The 18,595-nt window shown below is 73.8% G+C and carries 18 protein-coding genes; 9 read left to right on the top strand and 9 right to left on the bottom strand.

What is annotated here, in order from left to right; translation table 11 throughout:
* The first annotated feature begins 18 nt into the window (after positions 1-18).
* The gene (locus IEZ06_RS27165) at positions 19-1,422 is read left to right on the top strand and encodes a serine hydrolase domain-containing protein (protein ID WP_189239519.1); all 1,404 of its coding nucleotides are present in this window, start codon (positions 19-21) and stop codon (positions 1,420-1,422) included.
* Here the strand turns inward: IEZ06_RS27165 and IEZ06_RS37325 are convergent.
* The gene (locus IEZ06_RS37325; protein WP_189239518.1) at positions 1,365-2,333 is read right to left on the bottom strand and encodes a LysR family transcriptional regulator; all 969 of its coding nucleotides are present in this window, start codon (positions 2,331-2,333) and stop codon (positions 1,365-1,367) included. The two genes, IEZ06_RS27165 and IEZ06_RS37325, sit on opposite strands and share 58 nt — an antisense overlap.
* A gap of 77 nt (positions 2,334-2,410) precedes the next feature.
* Here IEZ06_RS37325 and IEZ06_RS27155 point away from each other — a divergent pair, with 77 nt between their 5' ends.
* From IEZ06_RS27155 to IEZ06_RS27145, 3 genes are all read left to right on the top strand, one after another.
* On the top strand, positions 2,411-3,154 hold the full coding sequence (locus IEZ06_RS27155; protein WP_189239517.1) for a CTP synthase C-terminal region-related (seleno)protein: 744 nt from the start codon (positions 2,411-2,413) through the stop codon (positions 3,152-3,154).
* A 98-nt stretch (positions 3,155-3,252) separates the two neighbouring features.
* A complete protein-coding gene (locus IEZ06_RS27150) occupies positions 3,253-4,320 on the top strand; it encodes a tyrosine-type recombinase/integrase (RefSeq protein ID WP_229798754.1) in 1,068 nt (355 codons plus the stop codon).
* Positions 4,321-4,561: 241 nt separating this feature from the next.
* The gene (locus tag IEZ06_RS27145; protein WP_189239515.1) at positions 4,562-5,179 is read left to right on the top strand and encodes a hypothetical protein; all 618 of its coding nucleotides are present in this window, start codon (positions 4,562-4,564) and stop codon (positions 5,177-5,179) included.
* Between the two features lie 220 nt (positions 5,180-5,399).
* Here the strand turns inward: IEZ06_RS27145 and IEZ06_RS27140 are convergent, their stop codons facing one another.
* Entirely contained in the window at positions 5,400-6,227 is an 828-nt protein-coding gene (locus IEZ06_RS27140) for a MerR family transcriptional regulator (RefSeq protein WP_189239514.1), read from the bottom strand.
* A 269-nt stretch (positions 6,228-6,496) separates the two neighbouring features.
* Here IEZ06_RS27140 and IEZ06_RS36705 point away from each other — a divergent pair, with 269 nt between their 5' ends.
* Positions 6,497-6,829, top strand: a complete 333-nt coding sequence (locus IEZ06_RS36705) for a DUF3817 domain-containing protein (RefSeq protein WP_229798752.1) — start codon at positions 6,497-6,499, stop codon at positions 6,827-6,829.
* Between the two features lie 30 nt (positions 6,830-6,859).
* Here the strand turns inward: IEZ06_RS36705 and IEZ06_RS27130 are convergent, their stop codons facing one another.
* The 4 genes from IEZ06_RS27130 to IEZ06_RS27115 all read right to left on the bottom strand — a co-directional run bounded on the left by IEZ06_RS27130 (position 6,860) and on the right by IEZ06_RS27115 (position 13,659).
* Positions 6,860-7,864, bottom strand: coding sequence for a DUF4037 domain-containing protein (locus tag IEZ06_RS27130; protein ID WP_229798750.1), 1,005 nt, complete (start codon positions 7,862-7,864; stop codon positions 6,860-6,862).
* A gap of 125 nt (positions 7,865-7,989) precedes the next feature.
* Positions 7,990-8,799: a GNAT family N-acetyltransferase gene (locus IEZ06_RS27125; protein WP_189239513.1), complete on the bottom strand. Its 810-nt coding sequence runs from the start codon at positions 8,797-8,799 to the stop codon at positions 7,990-7,992.
* 3 nt (positions 8,800-8,802) lie between these two features.
* Positions 8,803-10,233 carry an adenylosuccinate lyase gene (gene purB, locus IEZ06_RS27120; RefSeq protein WP_189239512.1) on the bottom strand — a complete coding sequence of 477 codons (1,431 nt, stop codon included), beginning with the start codon at positions 10,231-10,233 and terminating at the stop codon, positions 8,803-8,805.
* 171 nt (positions 10,234-10,404) lie between these two features.
* Positions 10,405-13,659, bottom strand: a complete 3,255-nt coding sequence (locus IEZ06_RS27115; protein ID WP_189239511.1) for an efflux RND transporter permease subunit — start codon at positions 13,657-13,659, stop codon at positions 10,405-10,407.
* Between the two features lie 120 nt (positions 13,660-13,779).
* Between IEZ06_RS27115 and IEZ06_RS27110 the strand changes: the two genes are divergently transcribed.
* The 3 genes from IEZ06_RS27110 to IEZ06_RS27100 are packed head-to-tail and all read left to right on the top strand — an operon-like array spanning position 13,780 to position 16,301.
* Positions 13,780-14,256, top strand: a complete 477-nt coding sequence (locus IEZ06_RS27110) for a MarR family winged helix-turn-helix transcriptional regulator (protein WP_229798749.1) — start codon at positions 13,780-13,782, stop codon at positions 14,254-14,256.
* Positions 14,253-15,044 carry an SDR family NAD(P)-dependent oxidoreductase gene (locus tag IEZ06_RS27105; protein ID WP_229798747.1) on the top strand — a complete coding sequence of 264 codons (792 nt, stop codon included), beginning with the start codon at positions 14,253-14,255 and terminating at the stop codon, positions 15,042-15,044. Before IEZ06_RS27110 ends, IEZ06_RS27105 begins: the two co-directional genes overlap by 4 nt.
* 51 nt (positions 15,045-15,095) lie before the next feature.
* A complete protein-coding gene (locus IEZ06_RS27100) occupies positions 15,096-16,301 on the top strand; it encodes an MFS transporter (RefSeq protein ID WP_189239509.1) in 1,206 nt (401 codons plus the stop codon).
* A 45-nt stretch (positions 16,302-16,346) separates the two neighbouring features.
* Here IEZ06_RS27100 and IEZ06_RS27095 read toward each other — a convergent pair whose 3' ends face one another.
* The 3 genes from IEZ06_RS27095 to IEZ06_RS27085 are packed head-to-tail and all read right to left on the bottom strand — an operon-like array spanning position 16,347 to position 18,310.
* On the bottom strand, positions 16,347-16,517 hold the full coding sequence (locus IEZ06_RS27095) for a hypothetical protein (RefSeq protein WP_189239508.1): 171 nt from the start codon (positions 16,515-16,517) through the stop codon (positions 16,347-16,349).
* A gap of 57 nt (positions 16,518-16,574) precedes the next feature.
* Complete coding sequence (locus IEZ06_RS27090; RefSeq protein ID WP_189239507.1) at positions 16,575-17,273, bottom strand: response regulator transcription factor; 699 nt, start codon at positions 17,271-17,273, stop codon at positions 16,575-16,577.
* Positions 17,270-18,310 (bottom strand): sensor histidine kinase, encoded by a 1,041-nt coding sequence (locus tag IEZ06_RS27085; protein WP_203872262.1) that lies wholly within the window; start codon positions 18,308-18,310, stop codon positions 17,270-17,272. Before IEZ06_RS27085 ends, IEZ06_RS27090 begins: the two co-directional genes overlap by 4 nt.
* Here IEZ06_RS27085 and IEZ06_RS36700 point away from each other — a divergent pair.
* Positions 18,288-18,536 (top strand): hypothetical protein, encoded by a 249-nt coding sequence (locus IEZ06_RS36700; protein ID WP_229798769.1) that lies wholly within the window; start codon positions 18,288-18,290, stop codon positions 18,534-18,536. The genes IEZ06_RS27085 and IEZ06_RS36700 overlap by 23 nt on opposite strands.
* Positions 18,537-18,595 lie beyond the last annotated feature (59 nt).

The raw sequence follows: 18,595 nt of genomic DNA, 5'->3' as shown, positions 1-18,595 counted from the left end.
AGGGGAGGAGCCCCGTCGATGTCACCGGTGCTGGAGGGTACGGCTCGCGCTCTGCTGCGCAGGATCGCGGCCGAGCAGTCCGAGTCGAGGCTGCCGTCGCTGGCGGCGGCCGTGGTGCGCGGCGGGGAGATCGCCTGGTTCGGCGCGCGCGGCCGCGTCGACGGGACCGGCGGGGACGGCGCGGCAGGCGGCGCGCAGGAGGCCGCTGCGCCCGCTGCGCCCACCACGGACACCCAGTACCGCATCGGGTCGATCACCAAGAGCATGGTCGCCGTCGTGGTGATGCGGCTGCGCGACGAGGGCCGCCTGGACCTGACGGACCCGATCGGCAAGCACCTGCCCGGCACCCCCGTGGACGAGGTGACCGTCGCGCAGCTGCTGTCGCACACCTCCGGCCTGACCGCCGAACCACCCGGCCAGTGGTGGGAGCGGACCCCCGGCCTGCCGTTCACCGAGCTGCTGGCCCTGCTCGGCCCCGAGGCGGCCCGGCACCGGCCCGGCCGCCGCTACCACTACTCCAACGTCGGCTTCGGCCTGCTGGGCGAGCTGGTCGCCCGCCACCGCGGCACCGACTGGGCCACCGCCGTACGCGAGGAGATCCTCCAGCCGCTCGGCATGCGCGACACCACGACGCGGCCGCGCGCGCCGCACGCGCGCGGCTACGCCGTCCACCCGTGGGCCGACGTGCTGCTGCCCGAGCCCGAGCACGACGCCGGCGCCATGGCCCCGGCGGGGCAGATCTGGTCCACCCCGGCCGACCTGGCCCGGTGGGCGGCGTTCGTGGCCGGCGACACCGGCGGCGTACTGGCCGCCCCGACGCTGGCGGAGATGCGCGAACCGGCGACCGTCGACGACGGCGACGCCTGGACCGGCGGGTACGGCCTGGGCCTGCAACTGGCCAGGGCGGGCGGGCGCCGCCTGGCCGGGCACACCGGCTCCATGCCCGGCTTCCTGGCCACCGTCTGGGCCGACCCCTCCGACCGGACCGGTGTGCTGTTCTGCGCCAACTCCACCTCCGGGGCCGGCCGCACCCTGCTGACCGACCTGCTGGCGATCCTGGACGCCTGCGAGCCGCGGCTGCCGGCCGAGTGGGCGCCCGCCGAGGTCGATCCGGCCCTGCTGGAACTGGCCGGCCCCTGGTACTGGGGACCGGCCCCCTACGCGCTGCGGCTGCTGGGCGGCCGCGACCTGTCGCTGACGCCGCTCGGCGGCACCGGCCGCGCCTCCCGCTTCACCGCGCGGCCCGACGGCACCTGGCTCGGCCTGGACGGCTACTACGCCGGGGAGACGCTGCGCCCGGTCCGCCGGGGAGACGGCTCGGTCCGCCACCTGGACCTGGCGACGTTCGTCTTCACCCGCACCCCCTACGACCCGGAGGCCGGCGTGCCCGGCGGCGTGGACGACGGCGGCTGGCGCAGCTGAGCGACCAGCGCGGCCACGGCGTCCCCGGCGGCCACGGCGTCCCCGGCGTCCTCGCCGTCGCCCCGGCCGCCGGCGAGCGCGCCGTGCAGCACCTCCACCCGGTGCACCACGCGCGGCGCGCTCAGCGGGACCGCGGCCGTCCCCCCGGGCGCCGGGCGGGCCGCCGCGGAGACGGGCAGCAGGGTCAGGCCGTGCCCGGCTGCGACCAGGTTCAGCACCGTGTGCAGGTCGTGCCCGTCATAGCGGCAGGCCACCCGGAAACCGCCGGAGCCGGGCGGCTCGCCCGCCAGCTCGCGCAGCCGCTCCACCGTGACCGCGGCCGGCGCCTGCAGCCACAGCGCACCCGCCAGGTCGCCCAGCGCCAGGCCGCTGCGCCCTTGCAGCGGATGACCGGACGGCACGACCACCGCCAAAGGCCCGGACGCCACGCCGACGGCGGTGAGCGGCCCGACGTCGGGCAGGCGCAGCGGGTCGCTGGGCGCGGCGATCCCGTCGACGAGCCCCAGGTCCGCCGCACCCGAGGCGACCTGCTCGGCGACCCGGCGGCGGTCGACGGTGCGCACCGTCACCTCCAGCCGGGGCCCGCGCAGCGCTCGGGCGAGAGCGGGCGGGCAGGCCAGCGCCGAAGCGGCCACGACGACCGTCCGCGGCGGCCCCGCCGCGGCGCGCAGCACGTCGGCGCGGGCGGCCCGGTGGCGCAGCAGCAGCGGACCGGCGTGCTCCAGCAGGCGCCGCCCGGCCGGGGTGGGCGCCACCGGCCGCCGCCCCAGCAGTACCACTCCCAGGTCGGCCTCCAGCGCGGCGATCTGCTGGGAGACCGCCGACTGGGTGTAGCCGAGCCGCTCGGCCGCCGCGGAGAAGGAGCGCAGGTCCGCGACGGCGACGAAGGTGCGCAGCAGATGGGGGTCCACGGCCCATCAGTATCCCTTATCGCATCAGCAGGGATCATCGTTGGCGCTTAAGGCGGGAGGCCGGTCAGGATGGGCGCATGACCACCGCGACCGTCGCCCTGGTCGGCGACCGATCCCCCCATGTCCAGGCCCACGCCCGTATCCCCGCCCTGCTGTCGGCGCTGCGCGGGCGCGACGGGCTGACGCTGGACGCCTACTGGATCCCCACCACCGACACCGGCGATCTGGAGCGCTTCGACGCGATCTGGATGCTGCCGGGCAGCCCGTACCGGAGCGAGGCCGGGGCGCTGCGGGCCGCCCGCACCGCCCGCGAGCACGCCGTCCCGTTCCTGGGCACCTGCGGCGGCTTCCAGCACGCTCTCCTGGAGTACGCCCGCCACGTCCTGGGCCTGGCCGTATCGCACGCCGAGAACGACCCCGCCGCCACCGCCGACCCGCTGCTGGTGCCCCTGGAGTGCTCCCTGGCCGGCCATGAGGACGCGGTACGGCTGGCACCCGGCTCCCTGGCCGAGCAGATCATCGGCGCCGAGCAGACCATGGAGCGCTACTCCTGCCACTACGGGCCCGACGCCCGCTACCTGCCGGCCCTGACCGGCGGCGGGCTGCGCTTCTCCGGCCGCGACGGGGCGGGGGCGCCGCGGATCCTGGAACTGCCCGGCCACCCGTTCTTCCTGGCCACGCTCTTCCAGCCCGAGCTGGCCGGTGACGGCACCCGCCCGCACCCGATCATCACCGCCTTCGCCGCGGCCGCCGTCGCCCGGGCCGCGGACCCCGCCGGGCCCGTCTCGCCGTATCCGGAGCGCAGCCCGGCGGGGAGGTGATCCGGCGGCCGGATGTCGGTGCCGGCCGGTAGCATCCGGGAAGATCGAGAAAGGGCGTCCCCGAAACCATGCGGCCTGCGGAGCTGAACCGTCTCACCGTGCAGGAGTCGGCCGATCGCTATGTGGAGCTGATCCGGGCCAAGACCTCGACCGGCGCCCTGTCCCCGGCCACCGCGGAGGTCTACGCCCGGGACGTGGCCACCTTCGTGCGGCTGGCCGGCGCCGGCCGGGTGCTGGACGACCTGACCGGCGAGGACGTCGACGCGGTCCTGCTGGCGTTCGCCCGCAAGCCCGACGAGCGGCGCACCCGGCCGGACGGGGCTCCTGCCCCGGCTCCCGGGCGGGCCGTGCAGTCGGCGTCGTCGCAGGCGCGGTTCCGGCGGTCGGTCTCGGCGCTGTTCAAGCACGCGGCACTGGCCGGCTGGGTGCAGATCAACCCGATGGCGGCGGCGACGGTGACCTCCAGGGAGCGCGGAGGGCTGCGCCCCGAGCGGCGGGCGCTCACCCGCGAGCAGGCACAGGGACTGATCGGCGCGGCCCGGCGGCTGGGCGGCGGCGCGGACCCCGATCCCGGCTCCGGCTCCGGCGCGGGTCCGGATGCCGACCGGGAGCGGCGCAGGCGCCGCGACCAGCGCACCGAGCTGCGGGACGCGCTGATCGTGCTGCTGCTGACGACGCTGGGCCCGCGGGTGTCGGAGCTGGTCCGCGCCAACGTCGAGGACTTCTACACCAACGGCGGGGTGCGCTACTGGCGGATCTTCGGCAAGGGCGGCAGGACCCGGGACGTGCCGCTGCCCGCCGACGTGGCGCGGGTCCTGGACGCCTATCTGGAGCGGGGCCGGGCCGGCTCGCCGGACAAGGCGCTGCTGCTGTCGTGGCGGGGACGCCGGCTGGCGCGGGGAGACGTGCAGGCGGTGATCGACCGGGTGCAGCGGCGGGTGGAGGCCGACCGGCGGCGCTCGGTGACGCCGCACGGCCTGCGGCACACCACGGCCACGCACCTGCTGGCCGACGCGGTGGACATGGACGCGGTGCGGCGGGTGCTGGGCCACAGCGACCTGGCGACGCTGGGCCGCTACCGCGACGAGCTGCCCGGTGAGCTGGAGGTGGCCATGCGCGCCCACCCCCTGCTGCGCGGGCCCGCCCAGCGCCCCGACGGCGCCTGACCTGCGCCCCGCGCGGGAAGCCCGGACGGCCGGACACCCTGCCCTGCACCAGCGACCGCTGCTCCGGGTCGAACCGCTCCCGAGGCACGGCCGGCACCGCCCGTGCGACGTCCGGGTCGGCCGGGCTGCACCGGCACCCGGTGCATCCTGCGAACTGCGGTCACGGGAAGCATGAGCGACACACCGGCCACGTGCACGATCTCGCGGGCGCCCACCGATTAACCTGCAGAAACACGATCACGTGACAGTCTGCGCACGCATCACCGCACCGGGTGAGACCAGATCGTCGATCACCACCAGGGGGACCATGATGAGGTACTCGACCCCGATGCCGGGCCACCCGCTGCTGGCGGCCGCGCTGACCGCGAGCATGCTTCTGAGCGGCGGCTCCGCCGACGCGGCGGTGACCACGGCCGCGGCCGCGGCCACCGTCACCACGGCCGAGTCCGCCGCAGCCGCGAAGAGCAGGTTCGGGCCGTTCGGCTATCGCGGGATCAAACTCGGGATGAGAGCCGAGAAGGCGCGGGCGACAGGAAAGATCAGACGTGTGAGCAGCAGGGGCACCTGCTCGACCTGGAGGTTCAGGACGCCCCCGCGCGCGTCCCTGGGCATCTCCAAGAGACTCCGTGCCGTGGCCTACATTGAGGCACCCCGGAGCGCCAGAACCCCTCGGGGGATCGGAGTCGGCTCCACCAGGAAGCAGATGAAGCAGGCCTATCCGAAGGTGCGCCGCAGCCCGAGCGGAGTCTTCTACGCTCCGCTTCCGCGCAACCCGAAGGGTGACTACATCTTCGTCCTGTCAGGCGGCAGGATCAACCAGATGGTCATGGCTCTCGACAGGCAGGACTGCGGCAACTGAGAGGCGGCGCTCCCCCGGCCGGCGTCGGCGGCCTCGGCCTCCAGCGCCGCGCCGGCGCGCCGGGGCTTCTCCGCCGCAGCCGCGCAGCTTCTCCTCGCCTGCTGGACGAAGACCGGAGGAACAGGCTCGGTGTGCTTCGCCGGCCACGTCACCGCCCCCGACGGCTGGACCCCGTCCAGCGCCGACGGCAGCCGCGCCGCCCGGCACCGCTCCGTCCCGGTCACTCCAGATCCTCCAACCGGACCATCAGATGGGTGACCAGCCGATCCGGCACGGTGACGGCCGGATCGGACAGGTAGACCTCGCGGACAGGGCCCCGCACCGGATGCCCCCGCTCGGCGCACCACGCCAGCAGCGAGTGGTAGGCCGGCGCCGACTGGTCATAGGGGCCGATGTGGACGACGCGGGCGAAGGCCCCGCCGGGCAGCAGGTCCAACTCCGTCCCGGGCCGCGGGCGGTGGCCGCCCCCGCCGGGGCCTCCGGGATCCAGCAGCGCGGCCATCGCCACCGGCAGAGGGCCCTCCAGCTCCACGGGGAACAACCCGACCAGCCCGGCCGGACCGTCGCCGTCCGGTGCGGGGACGCCCAGCCGGGCCACGCACACCGCGACGGCCCGGCCGATGTCCTCGGTCGAGGCGGCCATCTCCCGGGCCAGCGCGACCCTGCGGGCGGGCTCGGCCACCACCTCCACCGGCAGCGCGGGCAGGCCCGTGCCCAGCACCCGCTCCAGCGTCGCCAGGGTACGGCGCCGCCGCGCCAGCTCCGCCTCCAGTCCGTCACGGACCCGGCCCAGCGCCCGGTGGGGGTCGGCACCCGACAGCACCTCCCCGATGGCGGCCAGCGGCACGTCCAGCGAGCGCAGCAACCCGATCGACAGCGCCTCGCGAGCCTGCCCGGCCCGGTAGTAGCGGTAGCCGGTGCCCGGATCCACCCACGCCGGCGGCAGCAGGCCCAGCTCGGCGTAGTGGCGCAACTGCTTGACGCTGAGGCGACACAACCGGGCGAACCGCCCGATCGGCAGCAGATCCTCTTCCCGATCCTCGTTCACGTCCCCAGCATGGCCCCTCCCCCGCGAGGAGGGTCCAATCGCGCCAACCGGCCCGCACCGCACGCACCGGACGGATCCGCCCCGGCGACACCGGCCGGAAGAAAGGAGACCGACCGGCCGGGCGGGCGGGCCGCCCGCACCGCCGGGAGCGACGGCGCGCACGCCGCACGACACCCTACCCGCCGGGCCCGCCGCCCTCCCGGCGGGGAGCACGGTCCCGGCCCCCTAGGCTGAAGGCCGTTCCCGGTTCCGAAGGAAGGTGCCCCGCCGTGTCCAGCATCCCCGCCGCGCCCGCAGCTCTGCGTCTGTTCCGCTACGTCGCGATCGCCGAGGCGTGCTCATGGGCGGGCCTGCTCGCCGGCATGTACTTCAAGTACATCGCCGCCACCGGCGACCTCGGTGTGAAGATCTTCGGCCCGGTCCACGGCGCCCTGTTCGTGCTGTACGTCCTCGGAGCACTCGCCGCCGCCCGCGCGGCCCGCTGGAGCACCGGCACGATCGCACTCGGCCTGGCGTGCGCGGTGCCGCCGTTCACCTCCCTGTGGTTCGAACGGCGCATGTCCGCCCGCCTGTCCACCGCCGCCCCGGCCACCGCCGCCTGAGGGCCCTGTCGGCCCGCCCCAGGGCGCCCGTCAAAGACCCAGCACGGTCCGTGTGACGGCGCGGCAGCGATCCGGGCACGTCAGCACGTCGGCGGAGCCGGCGAACTGGTCCACCGACCCGGCCGGCGGCAGCGCCGCCACCACCGGGTCGGTGACCGCCGCCACCAGCGCGTCGGCGAACCGCCCGGCGCCGATCACCTGGAAGGGCCCGCCGGAGGAACCCCGCACCGCCGCCTCCAGCGGCTCGGCCAGCCCCACCCGGTTGTGCAGCGCCGCCACCCGCTCGCACGCGCGGCGCAGATGACGCTCCCGCTCCCGCCACTCCCGCGCCGCCACCGCCCGCGACAGCGCGTCACCGAGCTCGGCCGCCCCCGACAGGCGGGCGAACCCGCTGCCGAGCCATTTCGAGTACGGCGGATAGCGGCGGCGCATCAGCAGCGCCAGCCGCATCACCTCGCGCGCCAGCCCGGCGGTCAGCACCGCCGAACCCAGATCGTCCCCCACCTCCCCGCACCGGCCCGGGAACGACTCCTCCTGCGCCAGGCGCCGCCACTGCACCGCCAGTACGTACCGCCACAGATCAGCCGGATACCAGCGCAGCGCGGCCCGCGCCGGCTCCAGCACGCCCAGCCCGTCGTGGAAGACCTCCCCGCTGGTGACCTCCGCCAGCCGCTGCCACGGCGCCGACAACCAGTCCAGGACGCCCACCCCCCGGCCCGGATCGAACCCGAGCCGCCCGGAGAACCACTCACCGGGATCGGCGACCACGACACCGCTACCGCCCCCGAACACCGTCGGATAGCCCGCGAAGACCTCGGGCAGGCCCCGCCCGACCGCCTCCCGCACCTCCTGCGCGACCCCGGCGGCCGTGAACAGCACCACCCGCGGCCCCCAGCCGTGGCCGGTCGAGCGCTCGGTGTCGAACGCCAGCACCTCCGAACCCGCGCCGATCAGCGCGGCGCTGTGCGGCACCCCGGCGACCAGGGGCCGCACCACCTCGGTGTAGAAGTCACGCGACAGCTGCAAACCAGGCACGAAACTGGACATCATTCCGTCCACTCTGCCCCGGCCCGCCCTCCCCGCGCACCCGGTTTTCCCCGCGCGGCCGCGGCCCGTCCCCCCACCACCTCCACACCGCCCCCAGGCCGGGGGGAAACCCGTCACCCCCCGCAGACCGCGGGCAGCTCCGCCGCGGCGACCGGCCGGATCCGCATGCCCAACCGCTCGTAGACGCGGATCGCGCCCCGGTTGGCGGTATCGACCATCAGCGCCACCCTGCCGTGCCCGGCGGCCAGCTCGCCGAAGACGAACCGGCACACCGCCTCGCCCAGCCCCCGGCCCCGCCAGGCCGGCGCCGTACCCACCCCCGCCACGAAACCGACCTGCGGCGCCGACCACGCATCGGCGGCCACCGCCACCAGCCTCCCGCCGGGCTCCCGGACCCCGGCCCACCTGCGGATCCCCGCCACCCCCGGCACCGCCCACGCCGACGGCGACGCCTCCGCCAGCAGCGCCGCCACCTCACCGTCGGCCTCCGCCGGCAGCCACACCGCGCCAGAGCCGTCCACACCACCCGCCCCGCCCCCGGCGACCGCCGCGCCCGCGTCTGCCGCGGTGTCCATCGCGGTGTCCATCGCGGTGTCCATCGCGGTGTCCATCCACTCGAACCCCACCGGCGGCCGCGCCCCCGGCAGCCGCTCCACCACCGCGGCCACCAGCGACCGCTCCCCCAGCAACCGGTAGGACGGCCCCAACCCGGGCAGCACCCGCCGCACCAGCTCCGCCGCCCCCACCGCCGGACCGTGCACCGTCAACCGGTCACGCCGGTTCAACTGCGGACTGGCCACCGCCACCGCCCCGTCCAGCGCCCACGCCCGCACCCCGCCCCGCAGCCCCTGCGCGGCCCACAGCACCATGCAGTCGCCCCCGGACGCGGCCACCACGTCCGGGACCGTGAACAACTCCACCACCGGCTACAGGATCGCGCCCGGAACGTAGCCGGCCGCCTGCGGATGCCGGGCGGTGATCTCACCCACCCGCGCCACGACCGCCTCCACCTGCTCGGCCGCCGCCCCCGTGAAGGAGACCCGGTCGGCCAGCAGCGCCTCCAGCGCCGCCGCATCCAACGGGAACCGCTCATCGGCCGCCAGCCGCGCCAGCAACTCGTTACCGGCCCCCCGCTCCCGCATCGCCAGCGCCGCCGCCACCGCATGCTCCTTGATCAGCTCATGCGCCGTCTCCCGGCCCACCCCGGCCCGCACCGCCGCCATCAGCATCTTCGTCGTCGCCAGGAACGGCAGGTACCGGTCCAACTCCGCGGCCACCACCGCCGGGAACGCCCCGAACTCGTCCAGCACCGTCAGCATCGTCTCCACCAGCCCGTCGAAGGCGAAGAACGCGTCCGGCAACGCCACCCGGCGCACCACCGAACACGACACGTCCCCCTCGTTCCACTGGTCCCCGGCCAGCTCCGACGCCATCGACGCGTACCCGCGCAGCACCACCGCCAGCCCGTTCACCCGCTCGCACGAGCGGGTGTTCATCTTGTGCGGCATCGCCGACGACCCGACCTGCCCCTCGGCGAACCCCTCGGTCACCAGCTCGTGCCCGGCCATCAACCGGATCGTCTTCGCCAGCGACGACGGCGCCGCCGCCAGCTGCACCAGCGCCGTCACCACCTCGTAGTCCAGCGACCGCGGGTACACCTGCCCCACACTGGTGAACCGGTGGGCGAACCCCAGATGCGCCGCGATCCGGTCCTCCAGCTCCGCCAGCCGGGACCGGTCCCCGCCCAGCAGGTCCAGCATGTCCTGCGCCGTGCCCACCGGGCCCTTGATCCCGCGCAGCGGGTAGCGGGCGATCAGCTCCTCCAGCCGCGCGAACGCCACCAGCAGCTCGTCGGCCGCCGACGCGAACCGCTTGCCCAGCGTCGTCGACTGCGCCGCCACATTGTGCGAACGGCCCGCCATCACCGTCTGCGAATGCCCGGCGGCCAGACCCGCCAGCCGCGCCAGCAGCGCCACGCACCGGTCCCGCACCAGCACCAGGCTGTCGCGGATCTGCAACTGCTCGACGTTCTCCGTCAGGTCCCGCGACGTCATGCCCTTGTGCACGTGCTCGTGCCCGGCCAGCGCGTTGAACTCCTCGATGCGGGCCTTCACGTCATGGCGGGTGACGCGCTCCCGCTCCGCGATCGACGCCAGGTCGACCCGCTCGACCACCTTCTCGTAGTCGGCCACCACCCCCGCGCCGACCTCCACGCCCAGCTCGGCCTGGGCGGCCAGCACGGCCAGCCACAGGCGGCGCTCGGCCACCACCTTGTACTCGGGAGACCACAGACGGGCCAGCTCCGCCGAGGCGTAGCGGGTGGCCAGGACATTGGGGATACGCGGCTTGGCAGTCACGTTGCCTCAGCTTATCGGCGCCCGCGCGCACCGCGCGCCCGGGGTCCTCCCCCGCCCGCCGGCACCCCGCCGGCCCACCGCAGCCCGCCAAGCACCGGACCCGCCGAAAAACCGGCCGCCGTACGGCGGGCGCGACACAGCGCACCACCGCACGGCGACCGGCCCGGACCGCTAGCGCGAAGCCGCCAGCTCGTCGGCGTCGTACACCTTCACCTCGGCCCCCTCCCGCGCGGCCTTCCCCGGCCCCCGGCGCAGCCGCTCCTTGGTCCGCTCCAGCATCACGTACAGCGTCGGCACCAGCACCAGCGTCAGCAGCGTCGACGACAGCAACCCGCCGATCACCACGATCGCCAGCGGCTGGGAGATGAACCCGCCCGACCCGGTCAGCCCCAGCGCCATCGGCACCAGCGCGAAGATCGTCGCCACCGCGGTCATCAGGATCGGCCGCAGACGCCTGCGACCCCCCTCGATCACCGCCTCCACGATCCCCATCCCCTGCTCCCGGTACTGGTTGATCAGATCGATCAGCACGATCGCGTTCGTCACCACGATGCCGATCAGCATCAGCATGCCGATCAACGCCGGCACCCCCAGCGGAGTGCCCGTGGCCAGCAGCAGCCCGATCGCACCCGTCGCCGCGAACGGCACCGACACCAGCAGGATCAGCGGCTGCACGAAACTCCGGAACGTCGCCACCATGATCATGAAGACGATCGCGATCGCCGCCAGCATCGCCAGCCCCAGCTGACCGAACGCCTCCTCCTGGTCCGCGCTCACCCCGCCGATCTCGTACGAGGCCCCCTCCGGCAGCGACAGCCCCTCCAGCCGCGTCGTCAGCGACGCCGTCACACCGCCCAGGTCACTGGCGGTCGCCGTACCCGACACCGTCGCGCTGCGCTCGCCGTCGATCCGGGTCACCTGCGGAGGGCCTTCGACCTTCTCCACCGCGGCCACATCCGACAGCTCCACCATCCCCGCGGCCGTCGGCAGCTCCAGCTTCCGGATCGCCTCGACGTCCTCGGGCGCCTCACCGGTGCGCAGGATCAGATCCTCCGCCCGCCCGTCCAGCGTGACCTGGCCCAGCGGAGCACCGCGGAACCGCTGCGCCAGCAACTGGCCGACCGACGACTCCGTCAGGCCCCTGGCCGCCGCCTTCTCCCGGTCCACCCGGACCTCGACCCGCTCCGCGCTGGCCGCCAGGTTGGACGACACGTCCCGCAGCCCCTCCAGAGGGGCCATCGCCCCGCGCACCCTCTCCGCGGCCGCCTCCAGCGTCTCGATGTCCGGCGCCTGCACGATGACCTGGACCTGGTTGGCCGAACCGCCCATGCCGCCGCCCTGTCCGCCGCCCACGGTGATCTCACCGACGCCCGACAGGCCCTTCAGCCGCTCACGCAGCGTCTCCTCCAGCGCCGGCGTGTCCGTGCCCTCGGCCACCGTCACCGAGTACGACGCGCTGTCACCGCCGCCGCCCATCGCCCGCATGAACCCGCCACCGGAACCCACGTTCACCTGGTAGGACTGCACACCCTGATCCTCCAGGCCGGCGAGCACCTCCTCGACCTTCCTGGCCGCCGCGTCCGTGGTCGCCAGATCCGTGCCCACCGGCATCTTCTGGCTGATCGAGACCGTGTCCTGCCCGGAGGAGTCCAGGAAGTTCGTCTCCAGCCGCCCCGCCAGGCCCATCGTCGCCACGAAGACCACCACGCCCACCAGGACCGTCACCAGCCGCCGCCGCGTCGCGAACCGCAGCACCGGCAGGTACGCCCGCTGCAGCGGGCTGCGCAGCTCCTTGGCCTCGGCCTCCTCCCGGACCGCCCGCGCCTCCTCCGCGCCCAGCACCGGAGCCTTCAGGAACCAGTACGCCAGCACCGGGATCACCGTCAGCGACACCAGCAGCGACGCCAGCAACGCCACCGTCACCGTGATCGCGAACGGCGCGAACAGCTGCCCCACCATGCCGCCGACCACCGCGATCGGCGCGAACACCGCCACCGTCGTCAGCGTCGAGGCCGTCACCGCGCCGCTCACCTCGCGCACACCCGCCAGCACCGCGTCGCGCTTGGCCTCGCCGTACTCCAGATGCCGCTTGATGTTCTCCAGCACCACGATCGAGTCGTCCACCACGCGGCCCACCGCGATGGTCAGCGCGCCCAGCGTCAGCATGTTCAGCGAGTAGTCGCCCAGCCACAGCGCGATCAGCGCGATCACCACCGACAGCGGGATCGACACCGCCGTCACCAGCGTGGAACGCACCGACAGCAGGAACACCAGGATCACCAGCACCGCGAACGCCAGCCCCAGCAGGCCCTCGGTCGTCAGATCCTCGATCGACCGCTCCACGTACGGCGCCTGGTCGAAGATGACCGTCACCTCCGCGGTGTCGCCGATCGCCCGGACGATCTCCGGGATCCGCTTCTCCACCTCGTGGGAGATCGCCACCGCGTTGCCGTCCGGCGCCATCGTCACCGACACGCCCAGACTCGGTTCACCGTTCGTCCGCGTCAGCGACGTGGCCGCCGCCGGCTCCCGCTCGATGTCGGCCACGTCGGCGAGCCTGACCGGCTTGGGCGCCTTCGGCGCCGCCGCGGGACGGGCCTGCCCCGCCCGGCCCCCGGTGCCGGGCACCTGGCGGCCCTGCTGCGCCGCCTGCTGCTGGGCCTGCGGAACCTGCGCCGCCGGAGCGGCCGGCGTCAGATAGAGGTCCTCCAGCTCCTTCAGAGAATCGATCCGGTCGCCCACCTGCACGGTCAGCGACCTGTTCCCCTCGGTCAGGGCGCCCGCCGGGATCGGCTGGCCGTTGGCCCGCAGCACGTCGGCGACCGCGGTCGGCTGCAGGCCGAGCAGCGCGAGCTTCTTGAGGTCAGGAGTGATCACCACGGTCTCGTCGCGCACGCCGGTCACCGCCACGTCGCGCACGCCCTCGATGCCCCGCAGCTCCGGAACCATGATCCGCTCGAGCTTGTCGGCCATCGCCCGGCCGTCGCCGCCGTCCCCCACCGCCAGCACCAGCACCGGGATGTCGTCGGTGCCGCCCGTCATCACCTGCGGGTCGGTCCCCTCCGGCAGCCCGGCCTCGATCCTGGCCACCGACTGCTGCATCTTGGCGACCGCGTCGTCGATGTCCGTGCCGTACTCGAACGCCACCTGGACCTGCGACAGGCCCTCCCGGGAGGTGGAGGTCACCTCGGTGACCCCCGCGATGCCCTGGAAGCTGTCCTCGATCGGCTTGGTCACCTGCTCCTCGACGATCTCGGGAGAGGCGCCCTGGTAGGCGGTCACCACGAACGCCCCCGGGAACGAGAGCGAGGGCAGCAGCTGCTGTTTCAGCGACGGGATCGCGAAGGCGCCGAACGCGCTCACCACGACCGCGATCATTATGACGAGGCTGCGGTTGGCGAGGCTCAACCTGGCCAGGGCGGTCATAAGAGGGGGCTCCTAGAGGACGTCAGAATAATGTTGCCGCCAGACTAACACTTCGCCTCGAACGAATATTTAACGGAGTCTCACGATCCTGATAACCTTCTCAGGAAACGAGGGGTGAGCGTGGACGACGAACGTGACCGGCTGATCGGCCGGATCGGCGACATACAACGCGACCTGGGCCGCATCTTCGCCCAGAACCGCCAGTCCTCCCCCCTGTTCGACTCCAGCCTGACCATGCGCCAGCTCAAGGTCGTCATGCTCCTGGCCGCCCGCGGCTCGGCCTCCGGCCAGGAGCTCGCCCACCACCTCGGAGTCGGACTCGGCACCGTCACCGGCCTCGTCGACCGACTCGTCGGCCACGGCCTCGCCGCCCGCCGCGAAGACCCCCACGACCGCCGCGTCCGCCGCGCCGAACTCACCCCGGCCGGCCACTCCCTGATGGAGCACATCTCCAACGCGGGCCTCGACGACTTCCGGCGCCTGCTCGTGCACCTCGACACCCAGACCCTGCACGACCTGTGCTCCGTCATGGACCGCATCCAGGCCGTCGCCGCCACGCTCCAGGAAGAAGACCCTCCCGCCAGAAAGGTAGGATGATAGGTTTTCTGTTCATGCCCGGCTACCTCGACACCCTCTTCTCCCTCACCGGAAGAACCGCCCTGGTCACCGGCGGCAGCTCCGGCATCGGCTACGCCATCGCCGAAGCCCTCGGCCGCGCAGGCGCCGACCTCGTCATCGTCGCCCGCCGCCCCGAACCCCTCGCCACCGCCGTCGCCCGCCTGCGCGCCCACGGCGTCAACGCCACCGCCCTCAGCGCCGACCTCGCCGACCGCACCGACCTCACCCGCCTCTGCCGCGACGCCGCCACCCACCACGGCGACATCGACATCCTCGTCAACGACGCCGCCAACAACATCCGCCGCCCCATGGCCGAACTCACCACCGACGACTACGAGCAGACCATGGCCGTCAACATCACCGCCCCCTACCTCCTCGGCCAGCACTACGGCCCCCGCATGGCCGCCCGCGGCTGGGGACGCATCATCAACATCGGCTCCCAGCAGTCCATCCGCGCCTTCGGCGACAGCGGCGCCTACGGCATCGCCAAGGCCGCCCTCACCGGCCTGACCCGCTCCCAGGCCGAAGCCTGGTCCCGCCACGGCGTCACCAGCAACACGATCATCCCCGGCTTCGTCCTCACCCCCCTCACCGAAGCCGTCCAGGCCGTCCCCGGCCGTGTCGAAGCCCTCGCCGACCGCACCATGACCGGCCGCAACGGCCTGCCCACCGACTTCGCCGGCCTCGCCGTCCTCCTCGCCGGCCCCGCCGGCGCCTACATCACCGGCCAGGCCCTCTGCGTCGACGGGGGCTTCTCCGTCCACTGAACAACCGGACACGACCAGCCCGCCAGGCCCACACACCGACCCGAGAGGCCAATGAGCACCACACCCCGGCAGGCCGCCAACGCCCGCCGCGCCGTCTCCTACTTCTTCATCGTCCTCGGCACCGTCTCCGGCGCCTGGGCCGCCCGCATCCCCGCCGTCAAAACCGACCTCGGACTCAGCGACGGACAACTCAGCTACGGCCTGCTCGCCATCGCCGTCGGCCTCGTCGTCGGCATGCGCTTCGCCGGACGCCTCACCGACCACTTCGGCAGCGCCCGCGTCATCGTCCCCGCCGCCATCGGTACCGCCCTCACCATCATCCCCCCCGGCTACGCCCCCACCCTCCCCGCCCTCATCGCCTCCCTCTTCCTGTACGGCCTCGTCAACGCCTCCCTCGACGTCTCCATGAACGCCCACGGCGTCGAGGTCGAACGCGCCTACGGCCGCCCGATCATGTCCTCCTTCCACGGCATGTTCAGCATCGGCGGACTCCTCGGCGCGGGCATCGGCGGGCTCTTCGCCCTCCTCGGCCTCGGCGCGGGCGCCACCCTCGCCGCCACCGGCATCCCCCTCGCGCTCATCTCCCTGTACGCCGGCCGCCACCTCCTGCCCGCCGACCGCCGCCCCTCCGCCCGGCAGACGCAGGACCGCGCAGGACCCGCCCGCTGGACCGGCTGGATCGTCCTCATGGGAGTCGTCGCCTTCGCCGGACTCGTCGGAGAGGGCGCCGCCGTCGACTGGACCTCCGTCTACCTCTTCGAGGACCTCCACGCCTCCGAGACCGTCGCCGCCCTCGGCTTCGCCGTCTTCTCCGTCGCCATGACCGTCGGCCGCTTCGCCGGGGACCACCTCGCCCTGAAGCACGGCCCCGTCCGCCTCGTCCGCGTCTCCGGCGTCATCGCCGCGCTCGGTCTCGGCGCCGCCCTGCTCATCGGCAGCGTCCCGGTCGCCATCGTCGGCTTCGCCCTGTTCGGCCTCGGCCTGGCCACCATCGTCCCCCAGGTCTTCTCCGCCGCCGGCAACCACGACCCCGCCCGGGCCGGGCAGGCGATCGCCCAGGTCGCCACCGTCGGCTACACCGGGCTCGTCGCCGGGCCCGCCATCATCGGCGGCGTCTCAGAGCTCACCGACCTGCCCACCGCTCTGGCCATCCCCGCCGTCCTGGCGGCGTTCATGGCGGCCTCCGCCGGCGCCCTGCGCCCCCGTGCGCCCCGCGACGCCGGGGACACCGCGGCGGCGGTCCGCCCCGACCCCTGAGACCAGGTCGGCCGAGAGGGCGCTTTCCCTTTTGCAGCTGGGTTTTCAGGCGGTGGGTTGTTTCATGAAACAACCCACCGCCTTTACTATGTAGATTATTGTTTGGCGGCGCCGGACCTCGTGGAAGCCCCGGCCCTCACGCCACATCTGGATGACCAGGTGCTCCCCGTCCGCGTCCACGAACCTGCGGACCACTCCGGTGACGTCGATCCGCAACAGGTGCGACTCCTGCCCCTCCGGCAGCTCGGACCCCCGAGCACCTGCGCCGACAGCTCAACTCGCAGGGTCGACCAGCCCCGTCCGGTAGGCGATGACGACCAGCTGCGCACGGTCGCGCGCACCCAGCTTCGCCATCGCCCGGCTGACATGGGTGCGCGCTGTGGCCGGGCTGAGAGACAACTCGGCACCGATCTCATGGTTGCTCAGGCCCCGCCCCACCAGAGCCAGCACTTCGCGCTCGCGGCCGGTCAGCACCGCGAGCCGCTCCTCCCCGGCCCGGGCGGCCGTTCGCCGCGCGGTGAACCGGCCGATGAGGCGCCGGGTGATCCGCGGTGCGAGCAGCGCTTCTCCGGCGGCGACCACCCGTACGGCGTGCAGGAGCTCGGCCGGCCCGGCGTCTTTGAGCAGGAAGCCGCTGGCACCGGCCTGCAAGGCGTCGAAGACGTACTCCTCCGTGTCGTAGGTGGTGAGGATGAGGACTCGGACCTGCTCCAACCCGCGCGTTCCGGCGATCCGGGCGGTGGCCTGGATTCCGTCCACCTTGGGCATGCGGATGTCCATGAGGACGACGTCGGGACGGGTGGCGCGGGCCCGCTCGACGGCTTCGGCGCCGTTGGCGGCCTCCCCCACCACAGTGATGTCGTCCTCGAGGTCGAGCAGGACCTTGAACCCGGATCGCACGAGGCCCTCGTCGTCGGCGACCAGCACCTTGATGGAAGCCCCGGTCAGCGGTGAGGCGGCCGGCGCGTTCACCGGCGCGACCCGGTCGGCGCGGTGGGCAGCCGTGCCCTGACTTCGAAACCGCCGCCCGGCATCGGCCCGGCGTCGACCTCTCCGCCCAGCAGTCGACAACGCTCGCGCATGCCGACGATCCCGCGGCCGGGCCCGGCCGAGCCGCCCGTACCGCTCGGACCCCTGGCGGACAGGCGCGGATCCGCGGAGTCGTGATCCGGGGCGGCACGGCGGCCCTCATCGGTCACGCGGACCTCCAGTGCCTCGATCCCGGGGTTCAGCGCTATCGTCACCCGGGTGGGGCCGACGTGACGGACCACGTTGGTGATCGATTCCTGAACGATCCGGTAGACGGCGCCTCCCACCGCGCTGGGCAACGGCGCCGCGGGCGAGGTCTCCTCGAGTTCGACATCGAGTCCCGCCGCCCGTGCCTCGGCGGCCAGTTCGCCGATCTGCCCCAGCCCGGGGTACGGCACCCGCCCCTCGTCGTCACCGTCGCCGTCACGGAGCACCCCGAGGACGGCCCGCATCTCCTGCAGCGCCCGGGAACTGGTCTGCTCGATGACGCGCAGCGCTTCACGCGCCATTTCCGGCCGCTTGTCAAGGACGTGCGCGGTGACACCGGACTGGACGTTGATGATCGCTATGGCGTGCGCGACGGTGTCGTGGACCTCACGGGCGATCCGGAGCCGTTCGGCGTCCACCCGCGCCCGCGCCTCCTCCTCGCGCGTCCGCTCGGCCGACTCGGCGCGTTCCCGGGCTTCGGCCGCGACGACCTGCCGGGACCGGACGGACTCGCCGAGGGCCGCGCTCATGACCGACACACCGATCCGGAAGTACACCCAGCCGATGGCGGCGCGTGGTTCGATGCCGGTCGCGGCGATCAGCCAGCCGACGGCGAGCACCGAGGTGCCCGCGCCGGCGATCACCAGCGACCGGCGCCCGTCACCGTAGGCGGCAAGGGTGTAGAGGGCGACGAAGAGCCCGAGCCAGCCGGGCCCGTCCGGGAAGTCAAGGGTGTAGTACACCAGGCTGGTGAGCGCGGCGGTGACGAACACCGGCGCCGGCCACCGGCGGCGGCCACCGGCGGCGGACGGCGACGACCGCGCCACCCGCGATCAGCAGGACGTATCCCAGATTTCCGAGGTCGGTAAGGGGACGCTGCACCACCTCGCCGGCATTGCGGACCATCGTGCCCTGGACCTGCATCACGGTGTTGACTTCCTCCCCCACCTAAAGGCGGGGGATTCCAGCGGTCGCCCGCTGGGGTTCCTGCTTCACTGACGACCGCCCCGTCCGGGAGGACTCCCGTTGAGGTCTCACACCGTCTCCACAGGCGGACG

It is taken from the genome of Planomonospora antibiotica (genome assembly GCF_014647955.1).
Taxonomy (GTDB): domain Bacteria; phylum Actinomycetota; class Actinomycetes; order Streptosporangiales; family Streptosporangiaceae; genus Planomonospora; species Planomonospora parontospora.
Note: the sequence above shows the minus strand (reverse complement) of the source record. Positions and strands in the feature narration are given on the sequence as shown.

Excerpts from the sequence above, each read along its gene's own strand:
- IEZ06_RS27165 (WP_189239519.1), top strand. The coding sequence starts at position 19 with ATGTCACCGGTGCTGGAGGGTACGGCTCGCGCTCTGCTGCGCAGGATC.
- IEZ06_RS27155 (WP_189239517.1), top strand. The coding sequence starts at position 2,411 with ATGACCACCGCGACCGTCGCCCTGGTCGGCGACCGATCCCCCCATGTC.
- IEZ06_RS27100 (WP_189239509.1), top strand. The coding sequence starts at position 15,096 with ATGAGCACCACACCCCGGCAGGCCGCCAACGCCCGCCGCGCCGTCTCC.
- IEZ06_RS27105 (WP_229798747.1), top strand. The coding sequence starts at position 14,253 with ATGATAGGTTTTCTGTTCATGCCCGGCTACCTCGACACCCTCTTCTCC.
- IEZ06_RS27115 (WP_189239511.1), bottom strand. The coding sequence starts at position 13,659 with ATGACCGCCCTGGCCAGGTTGAGCCTCGCCAACCGCAGCCTCGTCATA.